Origin of the sequence: Streptomyces lomondensis, assembly GCF_014651035.1 — a bacterium.
Classification (GTDB): domain Bacteria; phylum Actinomycetota; class Actinomycetes; order Streptomycetales; family Streptomycetaceae; genus Streptomyces; species Streptomyces lomondensis.
In genome coordinates this window covers 18706-36750 of record NZ_BMWC01000021.1, presented here as the reverse complement: position 1 = coordinate 36750, position 18045 = coordinate 18706, and the positions used below count along the sequence as shown (strand labels likewise).

The window sequence follows — 18045 nt, the reverse complement described above, 5'->3', positions numbered from 1 at the left end:
CGTCACCCGCCGCGTCGGTGTCGTCGTCATCCGCGGTGCCGGTGCCGCCGCCGTCATTCGCTACGCCGGTGCCGCCATCGTCATCCGCCGCATTGACGTCGTCGCCCGGGTCCGCCGCGCCGGCGCTGCCGCCCCGGCCCGTCGCCTTGATGTCGCTCTCCGAGCCCTGGGCTGGGACCGCCGGCGCCGCCGTGCCGCCGTCCGAGCGAGTCGCCTTGATGTCGCTCTGCGGGCCCCGGGCCGGGACCCCCGGCCCCGCCGTGCCGCCGGCCGAGCGAGTCCCCTCGGGGGCCTCGGTGCGGTCGGCGGCGTCCCCCGCCGACTCTGCCGTGTCCGTGCCGCCCTCCGGGTCCTCCGCGCCCGGGTCACTGTCCTGTCCCGCTACCCCGGTGTCGTCATCCGGTTCCGCCCCACCCCCGGTCGTGTCCGACTGCTGGTGGGAGCGAGTGAAGAGCGACACCCGGTGGTCCTTCCGTGCGGTCTTGCGATGGCATGGCAAACACAGCCCAGTGACCGAGCCTGCCACCACCAGTACGTCCGCACGTCACCTCCGGTTCAATCGACGGGCCGGAGATTCACCCGTCCGCGGCCACCGCCACCTCCCGCGCCCACCGGTAGTCCGCCTTGCCGCTCGGCGACCGCCGCACCGACTCCGTGATCACCAGCTGACGCGGGATCTTGTAACCGGCGAGCCGGTCACGGCAGTGCGTCCGCACATCCTCCAGCGACAGCCGCGCCGCCCCCTCGCGCAGTTGCACCACCGCCGCCACATGGTGACCCCACTGGGGGTCCGGCACCCCGGCCACCAGCGCGTCGTAGACGTCCGGGTGGGACTTGAGGGCCTGCTCGACCTCCTCCGGGTACACCTTCTCGCCGCCCGTGTTGATGCACTGCGAGCCCCGGCCGAGGACGGTGACCACACCCTCCTCGTCGACGGTGGCCATGTCGCCGAGCAACACCCACCGCTCGCCGTCCTTCTCGAAGAAGGTCGCGGCGGTCTTGGCCGGGTCGTTGTAGTAGCCGAGCGGCACATGTCCGCACTGGGCGATCCGGCCCACCTCACCGGCCGCCACCGGCTCGTACGTGGCCGGGTCGACCACCTGCGTACGGGCGTTGACACGGACCCGGAAGCCCCGTTCCGGGCCCGAGTCCTCGGTCGCCGTGCCGTTGAAGCCGGACTCCGAGGAGCCGAAGTTGTTCAGCACCATGGCGTTCGGCACCAGCTCCTGGAACTGCCGGCGCACCGTGTCCGACATGATCGCGCCGGACGACGACACACTGAACAGCGACGAACGGTCGATGTGCTGCAACGGGCCGCTCAGCGCGTCGATCAGCGGCCGCAGCATCGCGTCGCCCACCAGTGAGATGCTGCTGACCTTCTCCTTCTCCACCGTCCGCAGCACCTCCTCGGGCACGAACTTGCGGTGGATCACCACCCGCTGCCCGAAGTTGAAACCGATGAACGCCGTGAGCGTGGAGGTGCCGTGCATCAGCGGGGCCGTCGGGAAGAAAGTGATCCCCGCACCGCCGGCCGCGACCCGCTCGGCCAGCTCCTCCGGCTTCTTCACCGGCTCACCGGTCGGCGCGCCCCCGCCGAGACCCGCGAAGAACAGATCCTCCTGCCGCCACATCACACCCTTGGGCATCCCGGTCGTACCGCCGGTGTAGATGATGAACTGGTCGTCGCCCGAGCGCGCCGGGAAGCCCCGCTCGGGCGACCCGGCGGCCTCCACATGTGCGAACTCCACACAGGGCAGGGCTCCGGCCCCCGGCGGCGGAGTGCCCACCCGGATCAGATGCCGCAGCTTCTCCGCCCGGGGCCGCGCCGCCGCCACCCGGTCCGTGAACTCCGCGTCGAACACCAGCGCCACCAGATCCGCGTCCCGGTAGAGGTACACCAACTCGTCTTCGACATACCGGTAGTTGACGTTGACCGGGACGATCCGCGCCTTCAGGCAGCCCAGCACCGTCTGGAGGTACTCCACGCCGTTGTAGAGGTGGAGCCCGAGGTGCTCACCGGGCCGTATCCCGCTGTCGAGTAGATGGTGGCCGACGCGGTTGGCCGCCGCGTCCAGCTCCGCGTACGTCAGCCGGCGCTCCGCGCCCGTACCGGGATGGTCGACGTGGACGAGCGCCTCACGGCCGGGAACGACGTCGACGACCGACTCGAACAGGTCGGCAAGGTTGTACTCCACCGCTCCTCCTGACCCCGGGACGTGCCTGGCATCGGACGGTTCGCCGGTCATCAGAGCAAAGGGCGGTCCAACTGTGAAGGGTCCGCGCGAATAAATCTGACTCCCTGTCAGAAAACCCTTGAAGTGCCTCCCGCCCTACTGCAACCTGTTCTCGTTCCAGGAGAGGGGAGTTCGCCATGGGTGGGACGGAACACCTCACCATGCAGCGCGAAGGCGCCACACTGGTGCTCACGCTCAACCGGCCGGAGGCCAGGAACGCGCTCTCGCTGCCGATGCTCGTCGGCCTGTACGACGGCTGGCTCGAAGCCGACGCGGACGACTCGGTCCGCTCGATCGTGTTCACCGGCGCGGGCGGCTCGTTCTGCTCCGGCATGGACCTCAAGGCCCTCGCCGGGAACGGCATGGCGGGGGAGGAGTACCGCGACCGGCTCAAGGCCGACCCCGACCTGCACTGGAAGGCGATGCTGCGCCACCACCGCCCGCGCAAGCCGGTGATCGCCGCCGTCGAGGGCCACTGCGTCGCGGGCGGCACCGAGATGCTCCAGGGCACCGACATCCGCGTCGCCGGCGAGTCCGCGACCTTCGGCCTGTTCGAGGTGAAGCGCGGCCTGTTCCCCATCGGCGGCTCCACGGTCCGCCTGCAACGCCAGATCCCGCGCACCCACGCCCTGGAGATGCTCCTCACCGGCCGCCCCTACAGCGCCCGCGAGGCCGCCGCCATCGGCCTGATCGGACACGTCGTGCCCGACGGCACCGCCCTCGACAAGGCGCTGGAGATCGCCGAGCAGATCAACGCCTGCGGCCCGCTGGCCGTCGAGGCCGTCAAGGCCTCCGTTTACGAGACCGCCGAGATGACCGAGCCGGACGGCCTCGCCGCCGAACTCGCCCGCGGCCGGCCGGTCTTCGACACCGCCGACGCCAAGGAGGGCGCCCGCGCCTTCGCGGAGAAACGACCGCCCGTCTACAAGCGCGCCTGACCGAAGGAGCCCCGCGGCATGCCCGAAGTCCTCAAAGCCCCCCTCGTCGTCGAGTTCCCCTTCACCCGCTCCCTCGGCCCCGTCCAGAGCGCCTTCCTGACCGGCCTGCGCGAACGCGTCGTCCTCGGCGTCCGGACCGGCGACGGCCGCGTCCTCGTCCCGCCCGTCGAGTACGACCCCGTCACCGCCGAGGAGATCCGCGACCTGGTCGAGGTCGCCCCCACCGGCACGGTCACCACCTGGGCCTGGAACCACGCCCCCCGCCGCGGCCAGCCCCTCACCACCCCCTTCGCCTGGGCCCTGGTCCGCCTCGACGGCGCCGACACCGCCCTCCTGCACGCCCTCGACGCCCCCGGCCCCGACACCGTGCACACCGGCATGCGCGTCCGCGTCCGCTGGGCGGCGGAACGCACCGGCGCCATCACGGACATCGCCTGCTTCGAGCCGTACGACGGCCCCCCGGGCGAACCGGCGAGGCACACCGGCGCGTTCGCGGACCCGGTCACCGGCATCGTCGCCGCCGCCCGCCTCGACTACACCTACGCACCCGGCCGCGCCCAGACCGCCTACATCAACGCCCTCACCGGCCGCCGGACCGTCGGCGAGCGCTGCCCGGCCTGCCGGAAGGTGTACGTCCCCCCGAGAGGTGCGTGCCCCACATGTGGGGTGGCCACATCCGAACAGGTCGAGGTCGGGCCGCGCGGCACCGTCACCACGTTCTGCATCGTCAACATCAAGGCGAAGAACCTCGACATCGCGGTGCCGTACGTCTACGCCCACATCGCCCTCGACGGCGCCGACCTCGCGCTGCACGGCCGGATCGGCGGCATCCCGTACGACGAGGTCCGCATGGGGCTGCGCGTCGAACCCGTGTGGACCGAGGGCGCCCGCTACCCCGACCACTACCGGCCCACGGGCGAACCCGACGCGGACTACGACACCTACAAGGAGCTGCTGTGACGAGCGCACCCGGGGGCCGCGAGATCGCCGTCGTCGCCTTCGCCCAGACCGCCCACCGGCGCACCAGCGACGAACTCTCCGAGGTGGAGATGCTCATGCCGGTGCTGCACGAGGTCCTCGACCGCACCGGCCTGAAGACCGCCGACATCGACTTCACCTGCTCCGGATCCAGCGACTACCTCGCCGGCCGCGCCTTCTCCTTCACCCTCGCCCTCGACGGCGTCGGCGCCTGGCCGCCGATCTCCGAGTCCCACGTCGAGATGGACGGCGCGTGGGCCCTGTACGAGGCCTGGACCAAACTCCTCACCGGCGACGCCGACACCGCCCTCGTCTACTCGTACGGCAAGTCCTCGCCCGGCTCGGTCCGCGACGTCCTCACCCGCCAGCTCGACCCGTACTACGTCGCACCCCTGTGGCCCGACTCCGTGGCGCTCGCCGCCCTCCAGGCGCAGGCCCTCATCGACGCGGGCGACACCGACGAACCGGCGCTCGCCGCCGTCGCCGCCCGCAACCGGGAGTCGGCGACGGCCAATCCCCACGCTCAGCTGCAGGGAGCCGTGCCGCAGGGCGACTACCTCGTACAGCCCCTGCGCACCGGCGACTGCCCGCCCATCGGCGACGGGGCCGCCGCCGTGATCCTCGCCGCGGGCGACCGGGCCCGTGAGCTGTGCGCACGCCCCGCCTGGATCCGCGGCATCGACCACCGCACGGAAGCCCACAGCCTCGGCGTGCGCGACCTGACCGACTCGCCCTCCACCCGCCTGGCCGCCGAACGGGCCGGCGCCTTCGAACGGCCCGTCGACACCGCCGAGCTGCACGCGCCCTTCACCGCCCAGGAGATCGTCCTGCGCAAGGCCCTCCGGCTCGGCGACGACGTACACGTCAACCCCTCCGGCGGCGCCCTCGCCGCCAACCCGGTCATGGCCGCCGGCCTCATCCGCGTCGGAGAGGCCGCCGCCCGCGTCCACCTCGGCGCGTCCGACCGCGCCCTCGCCCACGCCACGTCCGGCCCCTGCCTCCAGCAGAACCTGGTCGCCGTCCTCGAAGGGGAGCCCCGATGAGCAAGGAGCCCGTGGCCGTCGTCGGCGTCGGCCAGACCAAGCACGTCGCGGCACGCCGGGATGTGTCGATCGCGGGGCTCGTCCGGGAGGCGGCCCGCCGGGCCCTGGACGACGCCGAGCTGACCTGGGCCGACATCGACGCCGTCGTGATCGGCAAGGCGCCCGACTTCTTCGAGGGCGTCATGATGCCGGAGCTCTACCTCGCCGACGCCCTCGGCGCCGTCGGCAAACCCATGCTCCGGGTGCACACCGCGGGCTCCGTCGGCGGCTCCACCGCCCTCGTCGCCGCGAACCTCGTCGCCGCCCGCGTCCACGGCACCGTCCTCACCCTCGCCTTCGAAAAGCAGTCCGAGTCGAACGCCATGTGGGGCCTGTCCCTGCCCATCCCCTTCCAGCAGCCCCTGCTCGCCGGGGCCGGCGGGTTCTTCGCCCCGCACATCCGCGCCTACATGCGGCGCAGCGGGGCGCCCGAGACGGTCGGCGCCCTGGTCGCCTACAAGGACCGGCGCAACGCGCTGAAGAACCCCTACGCCCACCTGCACGAGCACGACATCACCCTCGACAAGGTCATGGCCTCGCCCATGCTGTGGGACCCCGTCCGCTACTCGGAGACCTGCCCCTCCTCCGACGGCGCCTGCGCCATGATCCTCACCGACCGGGCAGGAGCCGCCCGGGCACCGCGACCGCCCGCCTGGATGCTCGGCGGCGCGATGCGCAGCGAACCGACCCTCTTCGCCGGCAAGGACTTCGTCTCCCCGCGGGCCGGCCAGGACTGCGCGGCCGACGTCTACCGGCAGGCCGGGATCACCGACCCCCGCCGCGAGATCGACGGCGCCGAGATCTACGTCCCGTTCTCCTGGTACGAGCCCATGTGGCTGGAGAACCTCGGCTTCGCCGGCGAGGGCGAAGGATGGAAGCTCACCGAGGCGGGCGTCACCGAACTGGACGGGGACCTGCCCGTCAACATGTCGGGCGGCGTGCTGTCCGCCAACCCCATCGGTGCCTCCGGCATGATCCGCTTCGCCGAGGCGGCGCTCCAGGTGCGCGGACAGGCCGGAGAACACCAGGTGGACGGCGCCCGCAGGGTCCTCGGACACGCCTACGGCGGCGGCTCGCAGTTCTTCTCCATGTGGCTCGTGGGAGCCGAGCCCCCGGACTCCTGAAAGGTCCCGCTCACGTGCCCTGTTGGCCGTGGGACACGATCGCTAGGCTGGCCGCGGACGACGCAATCGGGAGGAGCACGGACGTGGCCGAGACCACCACCCAGCAGCGCCCGCTCACGGGCTGGGACAAGCCGGACCTGGACCTCACCAACGCACAGTGGCAGTCCAGCAGCCGCGGCCTGGGGGATGTGCAGATCGCCTTCGTGGAGGGCTTCATCGCCATGCGGAACAGTGGCCGCCCGGAGAGCCCTTCCCTGATCTTCACGCCCGCCGAGTGGGGCGCGTTCGTCTCGGGAGCGCGGGAAGGGGAGTTCGACCTCACCTAGGGCCGGCCGCGACCCTCCCGGCCGGCCGTGGCCGAACGGCCGATCCGGGGGTGTTCCGCCCGCATTTCCGGACACGCGACCCGAGGCACCGCCCCGGGACCGGCACCTGAGCCAGGCTGGCCCCCGGGAGACAACGGTCGTATCCCCCGGAGGTGAGGAACCCATGAGCACCCTGCCGGTCGTCGTGGCGGTCGACGGTTCGGACGACAGCCTGCGCGCCCTGGAATGGGCCGTCGACGCCGCTCGCCGGCGCTCGGCGCCCCTGCGCGTGGCGCACGTCCGTCAGTACGCCCATTGGGCCCCGCCCGAACTCCTCGCCGCCGGGCCGGTGCTTCCGCAGGACGACCCCGTCCTCGACCGGGTCCGTGCCCACCTGGCGGGCCGTGCCGACCTGCCGGCCACCGAGTACGTCGGCCTGGAGGGCGCGACCGCCGCGGTCCTGCCCGAACTGGGCGCCACCGCCCAGCTGCTGGTCCTGGGCTCCCGCGGCCGCGGCGGCTTCGTCGGCCTGTTGCTCGGCTCGACCAGCATGGCCGCCGCCCGCGACGCCGAGTGCCCCGTCGTCGTGGTGCCCCGGCCCGGCCGCGAGGTCCCCGGCGAGGCACCGGCCGGCCCCGGCCCGCGGGTCGTCGTCGGCCTGAAGGTGGACGGCCCCGACGAGGCCACGCTCGAGTTCGCCTTCGCCGAGGCCGCCCGGCGCGGCGCCCGACTCCAGGCGGTCGCCGCCTACCCCTGGCCCGCACAGCCCTGGATGCTGCCCGGCGAACTGCCGCCGCCGATCGTCGACCAGGACGTGATCGAGGACGAGACCCGCATCCTCGCCGAGGGCTTCCTCGCCCCGCACCGCGAACGGCACCCCGACGTCCCGACCGAGCCGCTCCCCGCGCCGGGCGACGCGGCCGGACACCTCGTGGCGGCCTCCCGGGACGCCGACCTCGTCGTCGTGGGCCGCCACCGGCGGCACCTGCTGGCACCCGCCCGCATGATGGGCTCGGTCACCCACGCCGTCCTGCTGCACGCCGCCTGCCCCGTCGCGGTGGTCCCGCCCGCGCCGCCGGAGGACTGACCTGGCCGTAAGCGATACCTGTAATGGATACCGTCGGGCCTATCATTAGCCGCATGCGGGAACCGATCAGCAGGGACGCCCGGCTCGCCCTCGACCTGGCTCTCACCATCCGGCACGACGGGAGCGGCGGCGTCGCCGACGACCTGGCCGACCCGGCGGGCCTGACCGCCTGGGTCCGGGCCCACCCCGAGGTCCTGCCGGACACCGGCCGTTTCGCCGTCGGCGCCGCGCAGCTCACCGCCGTCCGCGAGCTGCGTGCCGCCGTCCGCGCGCTCTTCGCCCGTGCCGTGCGCCCCGGCGACCCGAGCCCCGCCGACGCGGCCCGCCTGATGCCCGTCCCGGACGCCGTACGGCACCTGAACGAGGCGGCGGCCCGCACCCCCACCGTGCCGGTCCTGGACTGGCCCGAGGGCGCCGCCCCCGTCGTGCACCGGCAGCCCGTCCGCGCCGGCGACGCACTGACGGCGTCCCTCGCGCACGCCGTGATCGCGTTCCTCGCGAGCCCCGACCGCGACCGGCTGCGGGCCTGCCACGCGCCGCGCTGCGTGCGGTACTTCCTCAAGGAGCACCCGCGCCAGGAGTGGTGCAGGCCGTCCTGCGGCAACCGCGCCCGGGTGGCCCGCCACCACCAGCGGCACAAGGCGACGGCCTAGCGGACACTCCCCAGCGGCAGGGCGGCAATCCGGCCCCACGGGTCCGCCGCCCGCCCGGCACTTCGCAGGCCGGGGCACGTACCATGGGCGACATGTCGTTCCTCCGCCGCCGCAGCGCCACTCCCGCCGGGCCCGACTTCGACGTACTGGCCATGGACCCGGGCGACTGGCCCGGCAACCTCGGTGCGGGACTGCTGCCCGCGCCCGACGGCACCTGCCAGGGCGTCTTCCTGCGCTACGACCTGTTCGGCGGCCGCGGCCCCGCGATGATCATCGGCAACCTGCCCGAGGGATCACCGGCCCGCGAGGTCCCCGAGGGAGAGGTCCCCTTCGAGGTGGCCCAGCTGCTCCTGGCGCTGGAGAACGACGAGGAGGTCACCGTCGTCGGCACCGAGGACGTCCCGGTGATGCAGGGCGACAACCTCCTGATCGTCCGCCGCGTCAAGCTCTCCGAGGACCGGATCTCCTGCGTCCAGTTCGACCGCAGCGACAACGTCCTGGTGACCATCGCCGCCTGGGACCGCCCCATCACGGACGACCTGTACGCCCTCCTCAAGCCGCTGCCCGCGGAGCTGTTCCAGCAGGGCTGAACCAGCCCCGCACACGAAAGGGCCGCTGTACGCCGACCCGGCGCACAGCGGCCTCTTCGTCCCCGTCAGCGAGTGCCGACCGCCGCGCGCACGGCCCGCCGGGCCATCTGGCAGTCGTCATGCAGCCGCCGCAGCAGCAGCCGCTGCTCCTCGCCGGACGGCGCAGCACCAGGGTGGGCCGTGCCCGGTGCCGCCGGGGTCGCGTCGTGCATCGAACGCTGCACGGCCGTCTCGTACCGCCGGATCTCCCGCGTCAGCACCAGCATCAGGTTCACCAGGAAGGCATCCCTGGACGCCAGGCCCGCCGACTGGGCGATCTGGCTGATCTGGCGACGGGCCACCGGTGCGTCCCCGAGCACCGACCACAGCGTCGCCAGGTCGTAACCCGGCAGGTACCAGCCCGCGTGCTCCCAGTCCACCAGCACTGGACCGGCCGGTGACAGGAGGATGTTCGACAGCAGTGCGTCGCCGTGGCAGAACTGGCCCATGCCCTGCCGCCCGGCCGCCTGCGCGATGCCGTGCAGCAGCTTCTGGAGGTCGCCCAGGTCCCGGTCGGTGAGCAGCCCCAGCTCGTGGTACCGGGAGATCCGGGCCGCGTAGTCCAGCGGGGCGTCGAACGTGCCCGCCGGCGGTCGCCACGCGTTCAGCCGGCAGATCGCGCCGAGCGCCGCCCTGATGTCCGCCCGGGGCGGTGCCTCGGCCGGGTGCCGCTGGAGCGCCGCCACCCGCCCGGGCATCCGCTCGATCACCAGGGTGCAGTTGTCCGGGTCCGCCGCGATCAGTCGCGGCACGCGCACGGGAGGGCGGTGCCGGACGAACGAGCGGTACGCCGCTATCTCGTGGCGGATCCGCTCGGACCAGGCGGGGGAGTGGTCCAGTAAACACTTGGCGACGGCCGAGCTGCGACCGGTCGTGCCGACCAGGAGCACGGACCGGCCGGTGCGGCGCAGGACCTGCACCGGGGCGAACTCCGGGCAGATGCGGTGCACCGCCGCGATGGCCGTGCGCAGCTGCGCGCCCTGGGGGCCGGACAAGTCGAGTCTCCCGCTGAGCGGTTGGGTGCCGAGGGCCGCGCCGCGCCGTGCCCTGCCCGCACCGAGCACGGGGGCCGCCGGCCGCGCGGGGGCGAGGTAGGGGCCGCTGTCCGTGGGACGGGGGTGCAGCGGCCGGGGCGGTGCGGACACGGAGGACGATGCTGCGTACATGGGCGAGACAGATCCCTTCGTGTGCCTGCGACGACAGCGCACCACCCGGCCCGGACTCCCGGGAGCACCCTGGGGAATGTCCCTGCGGCGACCGGGTCGGGGTGGCGCGTTCCTACCTGACACCCGATGACCAGTGGCACACCATCTGGCGCACCCTGGCGAACCCTGGCGAATAGTCGCCCGGCATGTCTGGCCGGGCTACTGTCAACTCAGCCGAGAACCTGGGGGCTTGACGTGAGCGGACAACCCAACACCCGGCTCGCGGACCTGTTCGGCCTGGCCGGCTGGTCCAAGGGCGAACTCGCGAGGCTGGTCAACCGGCAGGCGGCGGCCATGGGCCATCCCCAGCTGGCGACCGACACCTCCCGGGTGCGGCGGTGGATCGACACGGGAGAGATCCCGCGCGATCCGGTGCCGCGGGTGCTGGCGGCTCTGTTCACCGAGCGTCTCGGCCGTGTCGTGACCATCGAGGACCTCGGTCTGGTCCGGCACGGGCGTGCGGGGAAACGGCAGGGCGGCGGGAGCGCGGAGCCTCCCGACGGAGTGCCGTGGGCGCCCGAGCGGACCGCCGCGGTCCTCACCGAATTCACGGGAATGGACCTCATGCTCAACCGACGCGGCTTGGTGGGCGCGGGCGCCGCGCTCGCCGCGGGATCCGCACTCAGCAGCGCCATGTACGACTGGCTGCACACCGACCCTGCCCTGGCTGCCGACGCCCCCGACCTCGACCATCCCCTGCACGCCGACCCCGCTGGGTACGACCGCTACGAGGCCGCCCCCATCGGGTCGCAGGAGATCGAGGAACTGGAGCGTTCGGTCGAGGTGTTCCGCGCCTGGGACGCGGCCCGCGGCGGCGGGCTCCAGCGCAAGGCCGTGGTGGGCCAGCTCAACGAGGTGGGCGGCATGCTCGCCTACCGTCACCCACCCCATCTCCAGCGGCGCCTGTGGGGCGTCGCCGCCAACCTGGCCGTCCTCGCGGGCTGGATGTCGCACGACGTCGGCCTGGAGCCCACGGCCCAGAAGTACTTCGTCATCGCCGCGCACGCGGCCAGAGAGGGCGGGGACCGGCCCCGCGCGGGTGAGGCACTCTCCCGCGCGGCCCGCCAGATGGTGCACCTGGGCAGGCCGGACGACGCCCTGGACCTGATGAAGCTCGCCACGTCCGGCTCGGGCGACGAGGTGCTGCCCCGCACCCGGGCGATGCTCTACACCATCGAGGCCTGGGCACAGGCCTCCATGGGCAAGGGCCAGGCCATGCGCCGCACGCTCGGGCAGGCGGAGGACCTCTTCGTCTCCGACAAGGCCGACGTACCGCCGCCGGACTGGATGCAGACGTTCAAGGAGGAGGACCTCTACGGCATGCAGGCGCTGGCCTACCGTACGCTCGCCGAGTTCGAGCCGGGCGCGGCCGCGCACGCCCAGCACTATGCGGAGAAGGCGCTGGCCCTCCGGGTCGACGGCCGGCAGCGCTCGAAGATCTTCGACTACCTGTCGATGGCGTCGGCCTGTTTCATCGCGGACGACCCCGAACAGGCCGACCGGTACGCCCGCCTCGCCCTGGTGTCGATGGGATCCAACTCCTCCCACCGCACCTGGGACCGGCTGCGCCAGATGTACCGGCTCACCGCCGAGTACGCCGGATACCCGAAGATCCAGGAGCTGCGGGAGGAGATCAAGCTCGCTCTGCCGAAGACGAAGGGCAGGGGCGGCAACAGCGCACGGGCCTGAGATTCCTATGACGTCACCTTGGCGACGAGCAGACAGGTGTTGTCCTCGCGCTCGCTCCCGCCGAACTCCTGGACGACCGTCTGTGCGCAGTCCTCCGCCGTGCCGTTCCCGGCCAGGCGCGGGGCCAGGTCGAGGAGGAGGTTCGCGGCCGCCGTTCCGGTGTGCCCGGGCACCAGCCCGTCGGTGTGCAGGAGCAGCAGGTCGCCCACCTCGAGGGTCTCCTCGGCCTGCCCGTAGACCGGGCCCGAGGTGGCGCCCAGCAGGACGCCGTGGGGTGCGTTCAGCACGCGTCCCGTCCCGTCGCGGAACAGCAGCGGCGCGGGGTGCCCGGCCTGCGCCCACACCAGCGTGCGGGTCCCGGGCCGGTAGCGGCAGCAGACGGCGCTGCCGAGGGCGGGTTGCACGGTGGCGTCGAGTAACTGGTTCAGCCAGGCCATCAGCTGTCCGGGCTGGGCCCCCGCCATCGCCATGCCGCGCACGGCACCGAGCAGCATGGTCATGTTCGACGTGACGCCGACGCCCTGCCCGGTGAGGTCGCCGACGCTGAGGAGGGTCTCGCCGTCGGTCAGTTCCAGCGCGTCGTACCAGTCGCCGCCGATCAGGGTGCGTGTGGACGCCTGGAGGCACCGGGCCGCGATGTCCAGGGTCCTCGGGCCCCGGTGCGGGAGCCGCAGGGAGCCGCGCCACGGCGGCAGCACGGCTTCCTGCAGCTCGACCGCGAGCCGGTGCTCGGTCCGCGCGGCCTCCCGCTGGTGGTGGAGCGAGTCACGGGTCTCGCTCACCGCCCGCTGGCTGCGGCGCAGTTCGCTGACGTCCCGCAGCACGGCCCACATCGAGGCCGTGCTGCCGTCAGTGTCGAGCACCGGTTCGCCCATCATGTGCACGGTCCGGACGTCACCGTCCGGGCGTGCGATGCGGAACTCGCCGTCGATGGGCCGGGCGTCCACGAGGCAGTTCGTGACCATCGCGGTCAGCTTCGGCCGGTCCTCGTCGAGCACCAGGGACGGCAGCTCGTCGAGGGTGAGCGGGGGAGCGGCGGGGTCGCGGCCGAGGATCTGGTAGAGCTCTCCGGACCAACTGGCCTCGTCCGTCTGGAGGTTCCACTCGGCGCTGCCGACCCGGCTGAGCAGCGAGCCCTGCGGGGGCGTGGCCGGCTCCGGGACCGCCGCCGTGGGCAGGGGGCCGTCCCGCAGCTGGGCCAGGTGCTCGTCGAGGTCGTTGAGCTGGTGCAGGGCCAGGTCGCACAGGGCGCGCTGCCAGCGTCCGCGCGGATGGTCGGATCCCTCCTCCTCGGCGTCGCGGCGCACCGCGTCCACGTCGCCCTTGAGCCGCCGCGTCTGCGATATGAGCGCGTCGACCGAGCCGCGTCCGGGCGGCTGGGCGGCTGGGCGGTCCGCGGAGAGGTGGGACGGCATGACGCACTCCGATGCGGGGACGGTACGACCAAGGCTGACGGAGGGACCGTTACGACTGTCGCACAGCCCGCGACGCCCTGTAAGGGATTTGGCACCACACGATACGGTGGTGCTTCCGGCATATGCCACAGTCTCCCGGAGTTACTCCGAGGTAGTTGTGAAGCGTGCCCTCGGAGGCCCAAGTCGTAGATTACACAGGGAATTTGACGCTCCGTCGAACATCGGTGTCGGGCCCCTTCGCGTGTTCGACGACCCTGTGTTCGATGCCTTGGTCAGTACCGCAGCACCCCGGCGATGCCGTCCGCCTCCCCGAGCGTGCCGTCCGGTACGAAGCGGACGTCGGCTCCGGTCTCCAGGCACTGCTCGACGATCTCGTCCACGATGTCCTCGCGGGAGTCGAGGTCGCCGTTCCCGGCGAGGACCAGATGGTCCCCGGCGTCCTGGACGGTCACGCGGTAGTTCTCCTCGACGGCCAGCAGCCGGACGCGGCCGTCCCGGGCGCTCTGCCACAGCTCGTCGACACCGGCGGCGAACTCCCGCCGCCCGCGGGCCGTTTCGAGGGCGCGGGTGACGGCTTCCGTGCTCCGGCGGGCCTCCTCCTCGACCACCGGGCGCAGGGCCTGCCACACCGCCTCGGGCGTCCCGTGCGCGAGTCCGCCGTGCGGGACGTGCACGGCGCCCCTGGTGGCGCCGCCGACCTCGTCCAGCAGGGACAGGGCGGCCGGCTCGCCGGTGACGTACAGCCGGCGCGGGTGGTCGCGCAGGACGGCGCTCATCGCAATGTCGGTCTCGCGCAGGAACTGGCGGGTGCGCTCCTCCCGGAAGGCGCTCGGCAGGTCGCCGATCCGCTGCTGCCGCTCCGGGTCGAAGTTCTCCACGCGCCGGGTCAGCGGGAAGCCGCCGAGGCGGGCCTCGGCGACGCGGTCGACGCCGCCGTTCCACAGCGTGACGCGGTCGGCGGCGAGGGACAGCACCCAGAAGGGCCGCTCGGCCGTCTGCGCGGAGACGAGGTTGCGGGTGAGGAAGGTGTCCGAGAGCACCACCCGTTCGGGCACGGGCCGGGCCAGCGACCACACCTGGTGCTCGCCCGGAGCGGCGAAGATCACCAGGCCGTCCTCGGCGTGCGTCAGGTCGACCTCGGACAGGGCCCGGTCGAGGTGCCGGCAGACCTCGGTGCGCCGGTCGCGGCTGACCGCCGGATCCGCCTCCAGCTGCCTCTTGGCCTCGGCCACCGCGTTGCGCAGCCGGACCTGGTCCTGGGCGTTGTAGGGCTCGCGCCGGTGTGTCGGCGTCAGCACGGAGACCGCGGGGTAGGGGCGCGGGCGCCGCAGCTCGGCAAGGGTCGCGGGACTCAGAACGTGCTCCATGACAGAACGATAGAGCGGATTCGCCCTTAGGGCATTTGGGGCAATCGGCCTGACGGCTCGCGTGCTCGTGGGGGCCTTCGCGGGTGCAGGCTGGGGGAGGAGGTGGCTGCCGATGGCACGCCTGGTGGTGGACGGCGAGGACGTCGTGATCCGGCTCGCGCCGCGGGAAGCGCTGCCGACCCGGCGCCGCGAGGTGCGGGTGCGGTCCGCGCACGTGCGCGCCGTGCGGGTCGAGCCGGACTGGTGGCGCGTGCTGCGGGGCGCGCCGCTCGGCGGCCGCTGCCGGCCCGGCCGGTGGTGCGTCGGGGAGCGGATCCACCCCCTGGGCCGGGATTTCGTCGTCGTCCGGGCGGGGGTGCCCGTCGTGGTCCTGGATCTGTGGCGGCCGGTGCCGTTCACCCGCCTCGCCGTCTCCGTCGCGGACGCCGGGCAGGCCGCCGAGAGCGTTCGGGGGCGGCTGCGGGCTTGAGGGAGGGCGCGCACCGCGACACGCGCTACGACCCCTAGGTCCCACTCGGCCGAGGCCGGGCCAGTGGCCCCGCCGGCTCACTCGGCGTCGTGGTCCGAGCCGCAGGAGCTGCCGTCCGGCGGGAGCGTGCCGTACAGCAGGAAGGCGTCGACCTTGCGGTGCACGCACCTGGACGAGCCGTAGCCGGTGTGGCCCTCGCCCCGGTTGTCGAGCACCACGGCCGACGACCCGAGCCGCTCGGCCGTCTCCATCGTCCAGCGGTACGGCGTGGCGGGGTCGCCCCGGGTGCCGACGAGCAGCATCCTCGGCGTGTCGACGTCCTTGACCTCGTCGCGGATGTAGTCGGTGCCCTTGGGGCGGCCGTAGCACATCAGCACCTGGGTGAGCCGGTACCGGCCGAAGACCGGTGACGCGCGCTCGTAGCGGGCGCGCAGCCGGCCGAGGTCCCGGCCGACCTGCGCGGCGGCGGGGCGGTCGGGATCGTCCGCGCAGTTGACCGCCATCAGCGCCGCCGGCAGGTTGTCCAGGGGCACGTCCTCCGGGTCGGTGAGTCCGGCGTGCGGAGCCCGCAGCGGCGGGAGGAGGAAGCCGCCGGACAGGAAGGCCTCCAGGCCGCGCGTGTCCCCGTCCTCGAGCAGCTGTGCGATGGCCCGCTGCAGCGAGGGCCACAGCTCCCGGCTGTACAGCCCCTGGGCCAGCGCGCCCGCGAAGTCCTGCCCGGAGAACTCCTCGCCGAAGTCCGTCGGGACTGGCTCCTCGTCGAGCGACTCGACCACCTGGACGACGTGTTCCCGGGCCTCCCGCGGGTTCCGGCCGAACGGGCAGGCGATGTCGTCCGTGCACCAGGTGAGGAAGTTCTCCAGCGCCGTCTGCTGTCCCTGCGCGCTCACCACACCCTGCTCGGCCAGCGGCTCGGTGAGCGTGTCGACGCCGTCCAGCACCATCCTGCCGACCTTTCCGGGGAACTGCGCCGCGTACACCGCACCGAGCCGGCTTCCGTAGGAGAAGCCCAGGTAGTTGAGCTTGTCGTCGCCGAGCGCGTCGCGCATGACGTCCAGGTCGCGGGCGGCGTTCACGGTGCCGATGTGGGGCAGGACGGGGCCCGAGTGCTCGGCGCACTCGGCCGCCGCCTCGCGCAGCTTGCCGAGCACGGCCTGCGGATCGGCCAGGTCGGCGTTGCCGTCGGTGGCGTCCAGGGCGTCGTCGGAGGCGTTTCCGCAGCTGACCGGTGAGGAGCGGCCGACGCCGCGAGGGTCGAAGGAGACCACGTCGTAGCCGTCCGTCAGGCCCATGAAGTCCTTGCTGTCCATGGCGAGTTGGGCCACGCCCTGGCCGCCCGGGCCGCCGAAGTTCAGCAGCACCGAACCCCGGGACTCGCCCGTGGCCCGGTAGCGGGCCAGGGCGAGATCGAGGGTGCCCTTCTCCGGCCGGGAGTAGTCGAGCGGGACGGTGACCTTGCCGCACTGCAGGTCCTTCGGCATGTCGGCGCCCGCGCAGGCCGACCAGCGGACCTTCTGGTCGTAGAAGCGCGTCAGGCCGGGCGGGGGGTCGTCGGCGGCCGGCAGCCCCGTACCCAGCAGGGCCAGCCCGGCGGTGCCGGTGACCGCGCAGCGCCGGAGCGACGGGCGCGTGGACAGCTTGGCCAGCATCGATGCCTCCAGGGGCGCCCCACGGCGCCCTCGCCCACGATAAGCGGGCCCCTGGGGCCGCGCCTCCGGACGAGCGGGGCCGGGCGAAGTGCCTTACCCTGCGCCGCCGCATCGCGCATACGAAGGGCTTTACCGCTAGTTCGACAACCGGGCCGCTCGATGGAGTGAAAGCCCGATTAGCCATAACTCGGATCGGGTGCTTCGCGTTTTGTCTCGTGCGGGTGAGTGCCCGCGACGATGTCTGGAAGGCAGGGAACCTATGAGACGGGTTACCCGAAACGGTGTGATCGCCGTCGCCGCCGCTTCTGGCGTGATGGCCGTGACCGTCCCCGCGTACGCCGGTTCCGGGGCGGACGGCTCCGCGGCCGGTTCGCCCGGGGTGGTCTCCGGCAACACCATCCAGCTGCCGGTGCACGTCCCGGTGAACGTGTGCGGGAACACCGTGAACGTGGTGGGGGTCCTGAACCCCGCCGCGGGCAACAGCTGCGCCAACAAGAGCGGGCCCGCGGAACGGCCGGACAAGCCCGGTGGCGCGGTCGCCGAGGGCGGCGGAAAGGATTCACCGGGCGTGGTCTCCGGCAACGGCGTCCAGCTGCCGGTCGACCTGCCGGTCAACGTCACCGGCAACTCGGTGAACGTGGTCGGCATCGGCAACGCCTCGACCGGCAACGAGTCCTCGAACACCCCCGGCGGACGCCCGGTCCGCCCCCACCACCCACCGGAGCCGGCCCCGAAGCCCTCCACCCCGCCGCGGGCGCACCCGGCGGCCCCGAAGCCGGCCCCGCACACCCCGCAGCAGGCCCAGGGCGCCCTCGCCCACACGGGCACCGACCACACCCTCCCGGCCGTCGCGGCGAGCGCGGCGCTCGTGCTCGGGGGAGTGGTCCTGCGCCGGCGTTTCCGCCCCGGCGCGGACGACTGAGCGGCCGCCCGGCCATGCCAGGGCCCCCGGCGGCGGGGCCTCAGCCGGCCCGAGCCAACCGGCCGGGCCGGTGCCAGAGGGCCGTCGGCGACATGCCAGTCGCTCGGCGGCCCAGTCGCCGCCGGTGGCGGCTTTCCGGCTGCTCGGCGCATGCCGGGCATCGGGCAGCAGCGAACCCGCGGCGTGGCGCTCGTAGGCGGTCAGCGGCAGTAGGCGGCAAGTCCTGGCCGGTGGGGCCCGGCCCGGCATCGTGCGGGCCTCGGTGTCGGCGAAGGCCGGCCGGTGGGTGCCCCATCCTG

At 73.2% G+C, this 18045-nt stretch carries 16 protein-coding genes; 11 read left to right on the top strand and 5 right to left on the bottom strand.

Annotated features, from left to right (window positions below):
* Positions 1–575: 575 nt before the first annotated feature.
* Positions 576–2195, bottom strand: a complete 1620-nt coding sequence (locus tag IE255_RS37585; protein ID WP_190054926.1) for an acyl-CoA synthetase — start codon at positions 2193–2195, stop codon at positions 576–578.
* 176 nt (positions 2196–2371) lie between these two features.
* Between IE255_RS37585 and IE255_RS37580 the strand changes: the two genes are divergently transcribed.
* The 8 genes from IE255_RS37580 (at position 2372) to IE255_RS37545 (ending at position 8991) form a co-directional block, all read left to right on the top strand.
* On the top strand, positions 2372–3172 hold the full coding sequence (locus IE255_RS37580; RefSeq protein ID WP_190054925.1) for a crotonase/enoyl-CoA hydratase family protein: 801 nt from the start codon (positions 2372–2374) through the stop codon (positions 3170–3172).
* Positions 3173–3190: 18 nt separating this feature from the next.
* Complete coding sequence (locus IE255_RS37575; RefSeq protein ID WP_190054924.1) at positions 3191–4132, top strand: Zn-ribbon domain-containing OB-fold protein; 942 nt, start codon at positions 3191–3193, stop codon at positions 4130–4132.
* A complete protein-coding gene (locus tag IE255_RS37570; protein ID WP_190054923.1) occupies positions 4129–5193 on the top strand; it encodes a thiolase family protein in 1065 nt (354 codons plus the stop codon). The genes IE255_RS37575 and IE255_RS37570 overlap by 4 nt, the downstream gene beginning before the upstream one ends.
* On the top strand, positions 5190–6356 hold the full coding sequence (locus IE255_RS37565; protein ID WP_190054922.1) for a thiolase family protein: 1167 nt from the start codon (positions 5190–5192) through the stop codon (positions 6354–6356). Before IE255_RS37570 ends, IE255_RS37565 begins: the two co-directional genes overlap by 4 nt.
* 83 nt (positions 6357–6439) lie before the next feature.
* On the top strand, positions 6440–6682 hold the full coding sequence (locus IE255_RS37560; RefSeq protein WP_031118613.1) for a DUF397 domain-containing protein: 243 nt from the start codon (positions 6440–6442) through the stop codon (positions 6680–6682).
* 163 nt (positions 6683–6845) lie between these two features.
* Positions 6846–7748, top strand: a complete 903-nt coding sequence (locus IE255_RS37555; protein WP_190054921.1) for a universal stress protein — start codon at positions 6846–6848, stop codon at positions 7746–7748.
* A 53-nt stretch (positions 7749–7801) separates the two neighbouring features.
* A complete protein-coding gene (locus tag IE255_RS37550; RefSeq protein WP_190054920.1) occupies positions 7802–8401 on the top strand; it encodes a CGNR zinc finger domain-containing protein in 600 nt (199 codons plus the stop codon).
* 92 nt (positions 8402–8493) lie between these two features.
* Positions 8494–8991: a hypothetical protein gene (locus IE255_RS37545; RefSeq protein WP_190054919.1), complete on the top strand. Its 498-nt coding sequence runs from the start codon at positions 8494–8496 to the stop codon at positions 8989–8991.
* Between the two features lie 65 nt (positions 8992–9056).
* Here IE255_RS37545 and IE255_RS37540 read toward each other — a convergent pair whose 3' ends face one another.
* A complete protein-coding gene (locus tag IE255_RS37540; RefSeq protein ID WP_190054918.1) occupies positions 9057–10196 on the bottom strand; it encodes an aminoglycoside phosphotransferase family protein in 1140 nt (379 codons plus the stop codon).
* A gap of 234 nt (positions 10197–10430) precedes the next feature.
* Here IE255_RS37540 and IE255_RS37535 point away from each other — a divergent pair, with 234 nt between their 5' ends.
* On the top strand, positions 10431–11924 hold the full coding sequence (locus tag IE255_RS37535; protein ID WP_190054917.1) for a DNA-binding protein NsdB: 1494 nt from the start codon (positions 10431–10433) through the stop codon (positions 11922–11924).
* A 5-nt stretch (positions 11925–11929) separates the two neighbouring features.
* Here the strand turns inward: IE255_RS37535 and IE255_RS37530 are convergent, their stop codons facing one another.
* Positions 11930–13339: a PP2C family protein-serine/threonine phosphatase gene (locus tag IE255_RS37530; RefSeq protein ID WP_190054916.1), complete on the bottom strand. Its 1410-nt coding sequence runs from the start codon at positions 13337–13339 to the stop codon at positions 11930–11932.
* 272 nt (positions 13340–13611) lie between these two features.
* Positions 13612–14706: a baeRF3 domain-containing protein gene (locus IE255_RS37525; RefSeq protein WP_190054915.1), complete on the bottom strand. Its 1095-nt coding sequence runs from the start codon at positions 14704–14706 to the stop codon at positions 13612–13614.
* A 112-nt stretch (positions 14707–14818) separates the two neighbouring features.
* Between IE255_RS37525 and IE255_RS37520 the strand changes: the two genes are divergently transcribed.
* The gene (locus IE255_RS37520; RefSeq protein ID WP_190054914.1) at positions 14819–15175 is read left to right on the top strand and encodes a hypothetical protein; all 357 of its coding nucleotides are present in this window, start codon (positions 14819–14821) and stop codon (positions 15173–15175) included.
* 77 nt (positions 15176–15252) lie between these two features.
* On the opposite strand, the gene IE255_RS37515 is transcribed toward IE255_RS37520, so the two are convergent.
* Positions 15253–16824 (bottom strand): alpha/beta hydrolase, encoded by a 1572-nt coding sequence (locus IE255_RS37515; protein WP_190054913.1) that lies wholly within the window; start codon positions 16822–16824, stop codon positions 15253–15255.
* Positions 16825–17083: 259 nt separating this feature from the next.
* On the opposite strand from IE255_RS37515, the gene IE255_RS37510 reads away from it, so the two are divergent.
* Complete coding sequence (locus tag IE255_RS37510; RefSeq protein WP_190054912.1) at positions 17084–17746, top strand: chaplin; 663 nt, start codon at positions 17084–17086, stop codon at positions 17744–17746.
* The last annotated feature ends 299 nt before the right edge of the window (positions 17747–18045 follow it).

Coding starts and splice junctions, on each gene's coding strand:
- IE255_RS37580 (WP_190054925.1), top strand. CDS start 2,372: ATGGGTGGGACGGAACACCTCACCATGCAGCGCGAAGGCGCCACACTG.
- IE255_RS37575 (WP_190054924.1), top strand. CDS start 3,191: ATGCCCGAAGTCCTCAAAGCCCCCCTCGTCGTCGAGTTCCCCTTCACC.
- IE255_RS37565 (WP_190054922.1), top strand. CDS start 5,190: ATGAGCAAGGAGCCCGTGGCCGTCGTCGGCGTCGGCCAGACCAAGCAC.
- IE255_RS37555 (WP_190054921.1), top strand. CDS start 6,846: ATGAGCACCCTGCCGGTCGTCGTGGCGGTCGACGGTTCGGACGACAGC.
- IE255_RS37550 (WP_190054920.1), top strand. CDS start 7,802: ATGCGGGAACCGATCAGCAGGGACGCCCGGCTCGCCCTCGACCTGGCT.
- IE255_RS37545 (WP_190054919.1), top strand. CDS start 8,494: ATGTCGTTCCTCCGCCGCCGCAGCGCCACTCCCGCCGGGCCCGACTTC.
- IE255_RS37540 (WP_190054918.1), bottom strand. CDS start 10,196: ATGTACGCAGCATCGTCCTCCGTGTCCGCACCGCCCCGGCCGCTGCAC.
- IE255_RS37530 (WP_190054916.1), bottom strand. CDS start 13,339: ATGCCGTCCCACCTCTCCGCGGACCGCCCAGCCGCCCAGCCGCCCGGA.
- IE255_RS37525 (WP_190054915.1), bottom strand. CDS start 14,706: ATGGAGCACGTTCTGAGTCCCGCGACCCTTGCCGAGCTGCGGCGCCCG.
- IE255_RS37520 (WP_190054914.1), top strand. CDS start 14,819: ATGGCACGCCTGGTGGTGGACGGCGAGGACGTCGTGATCCGGCTCGCG.
- IE255_RS37515 (WP_190054913.1), bottom strand. CDS start 16,824: ATGCTGGCCAAGCTGTCCACGCGCCCGTCGCTCCGGCGCTGCGCGGTC.
- IE255_RS37510 (WP_190054912.1), top strand. CDS start 17,084: ATGAGACGGGTTACCCGAAACGGTGTGATCGCCGTCGCCGCCGCTTCT.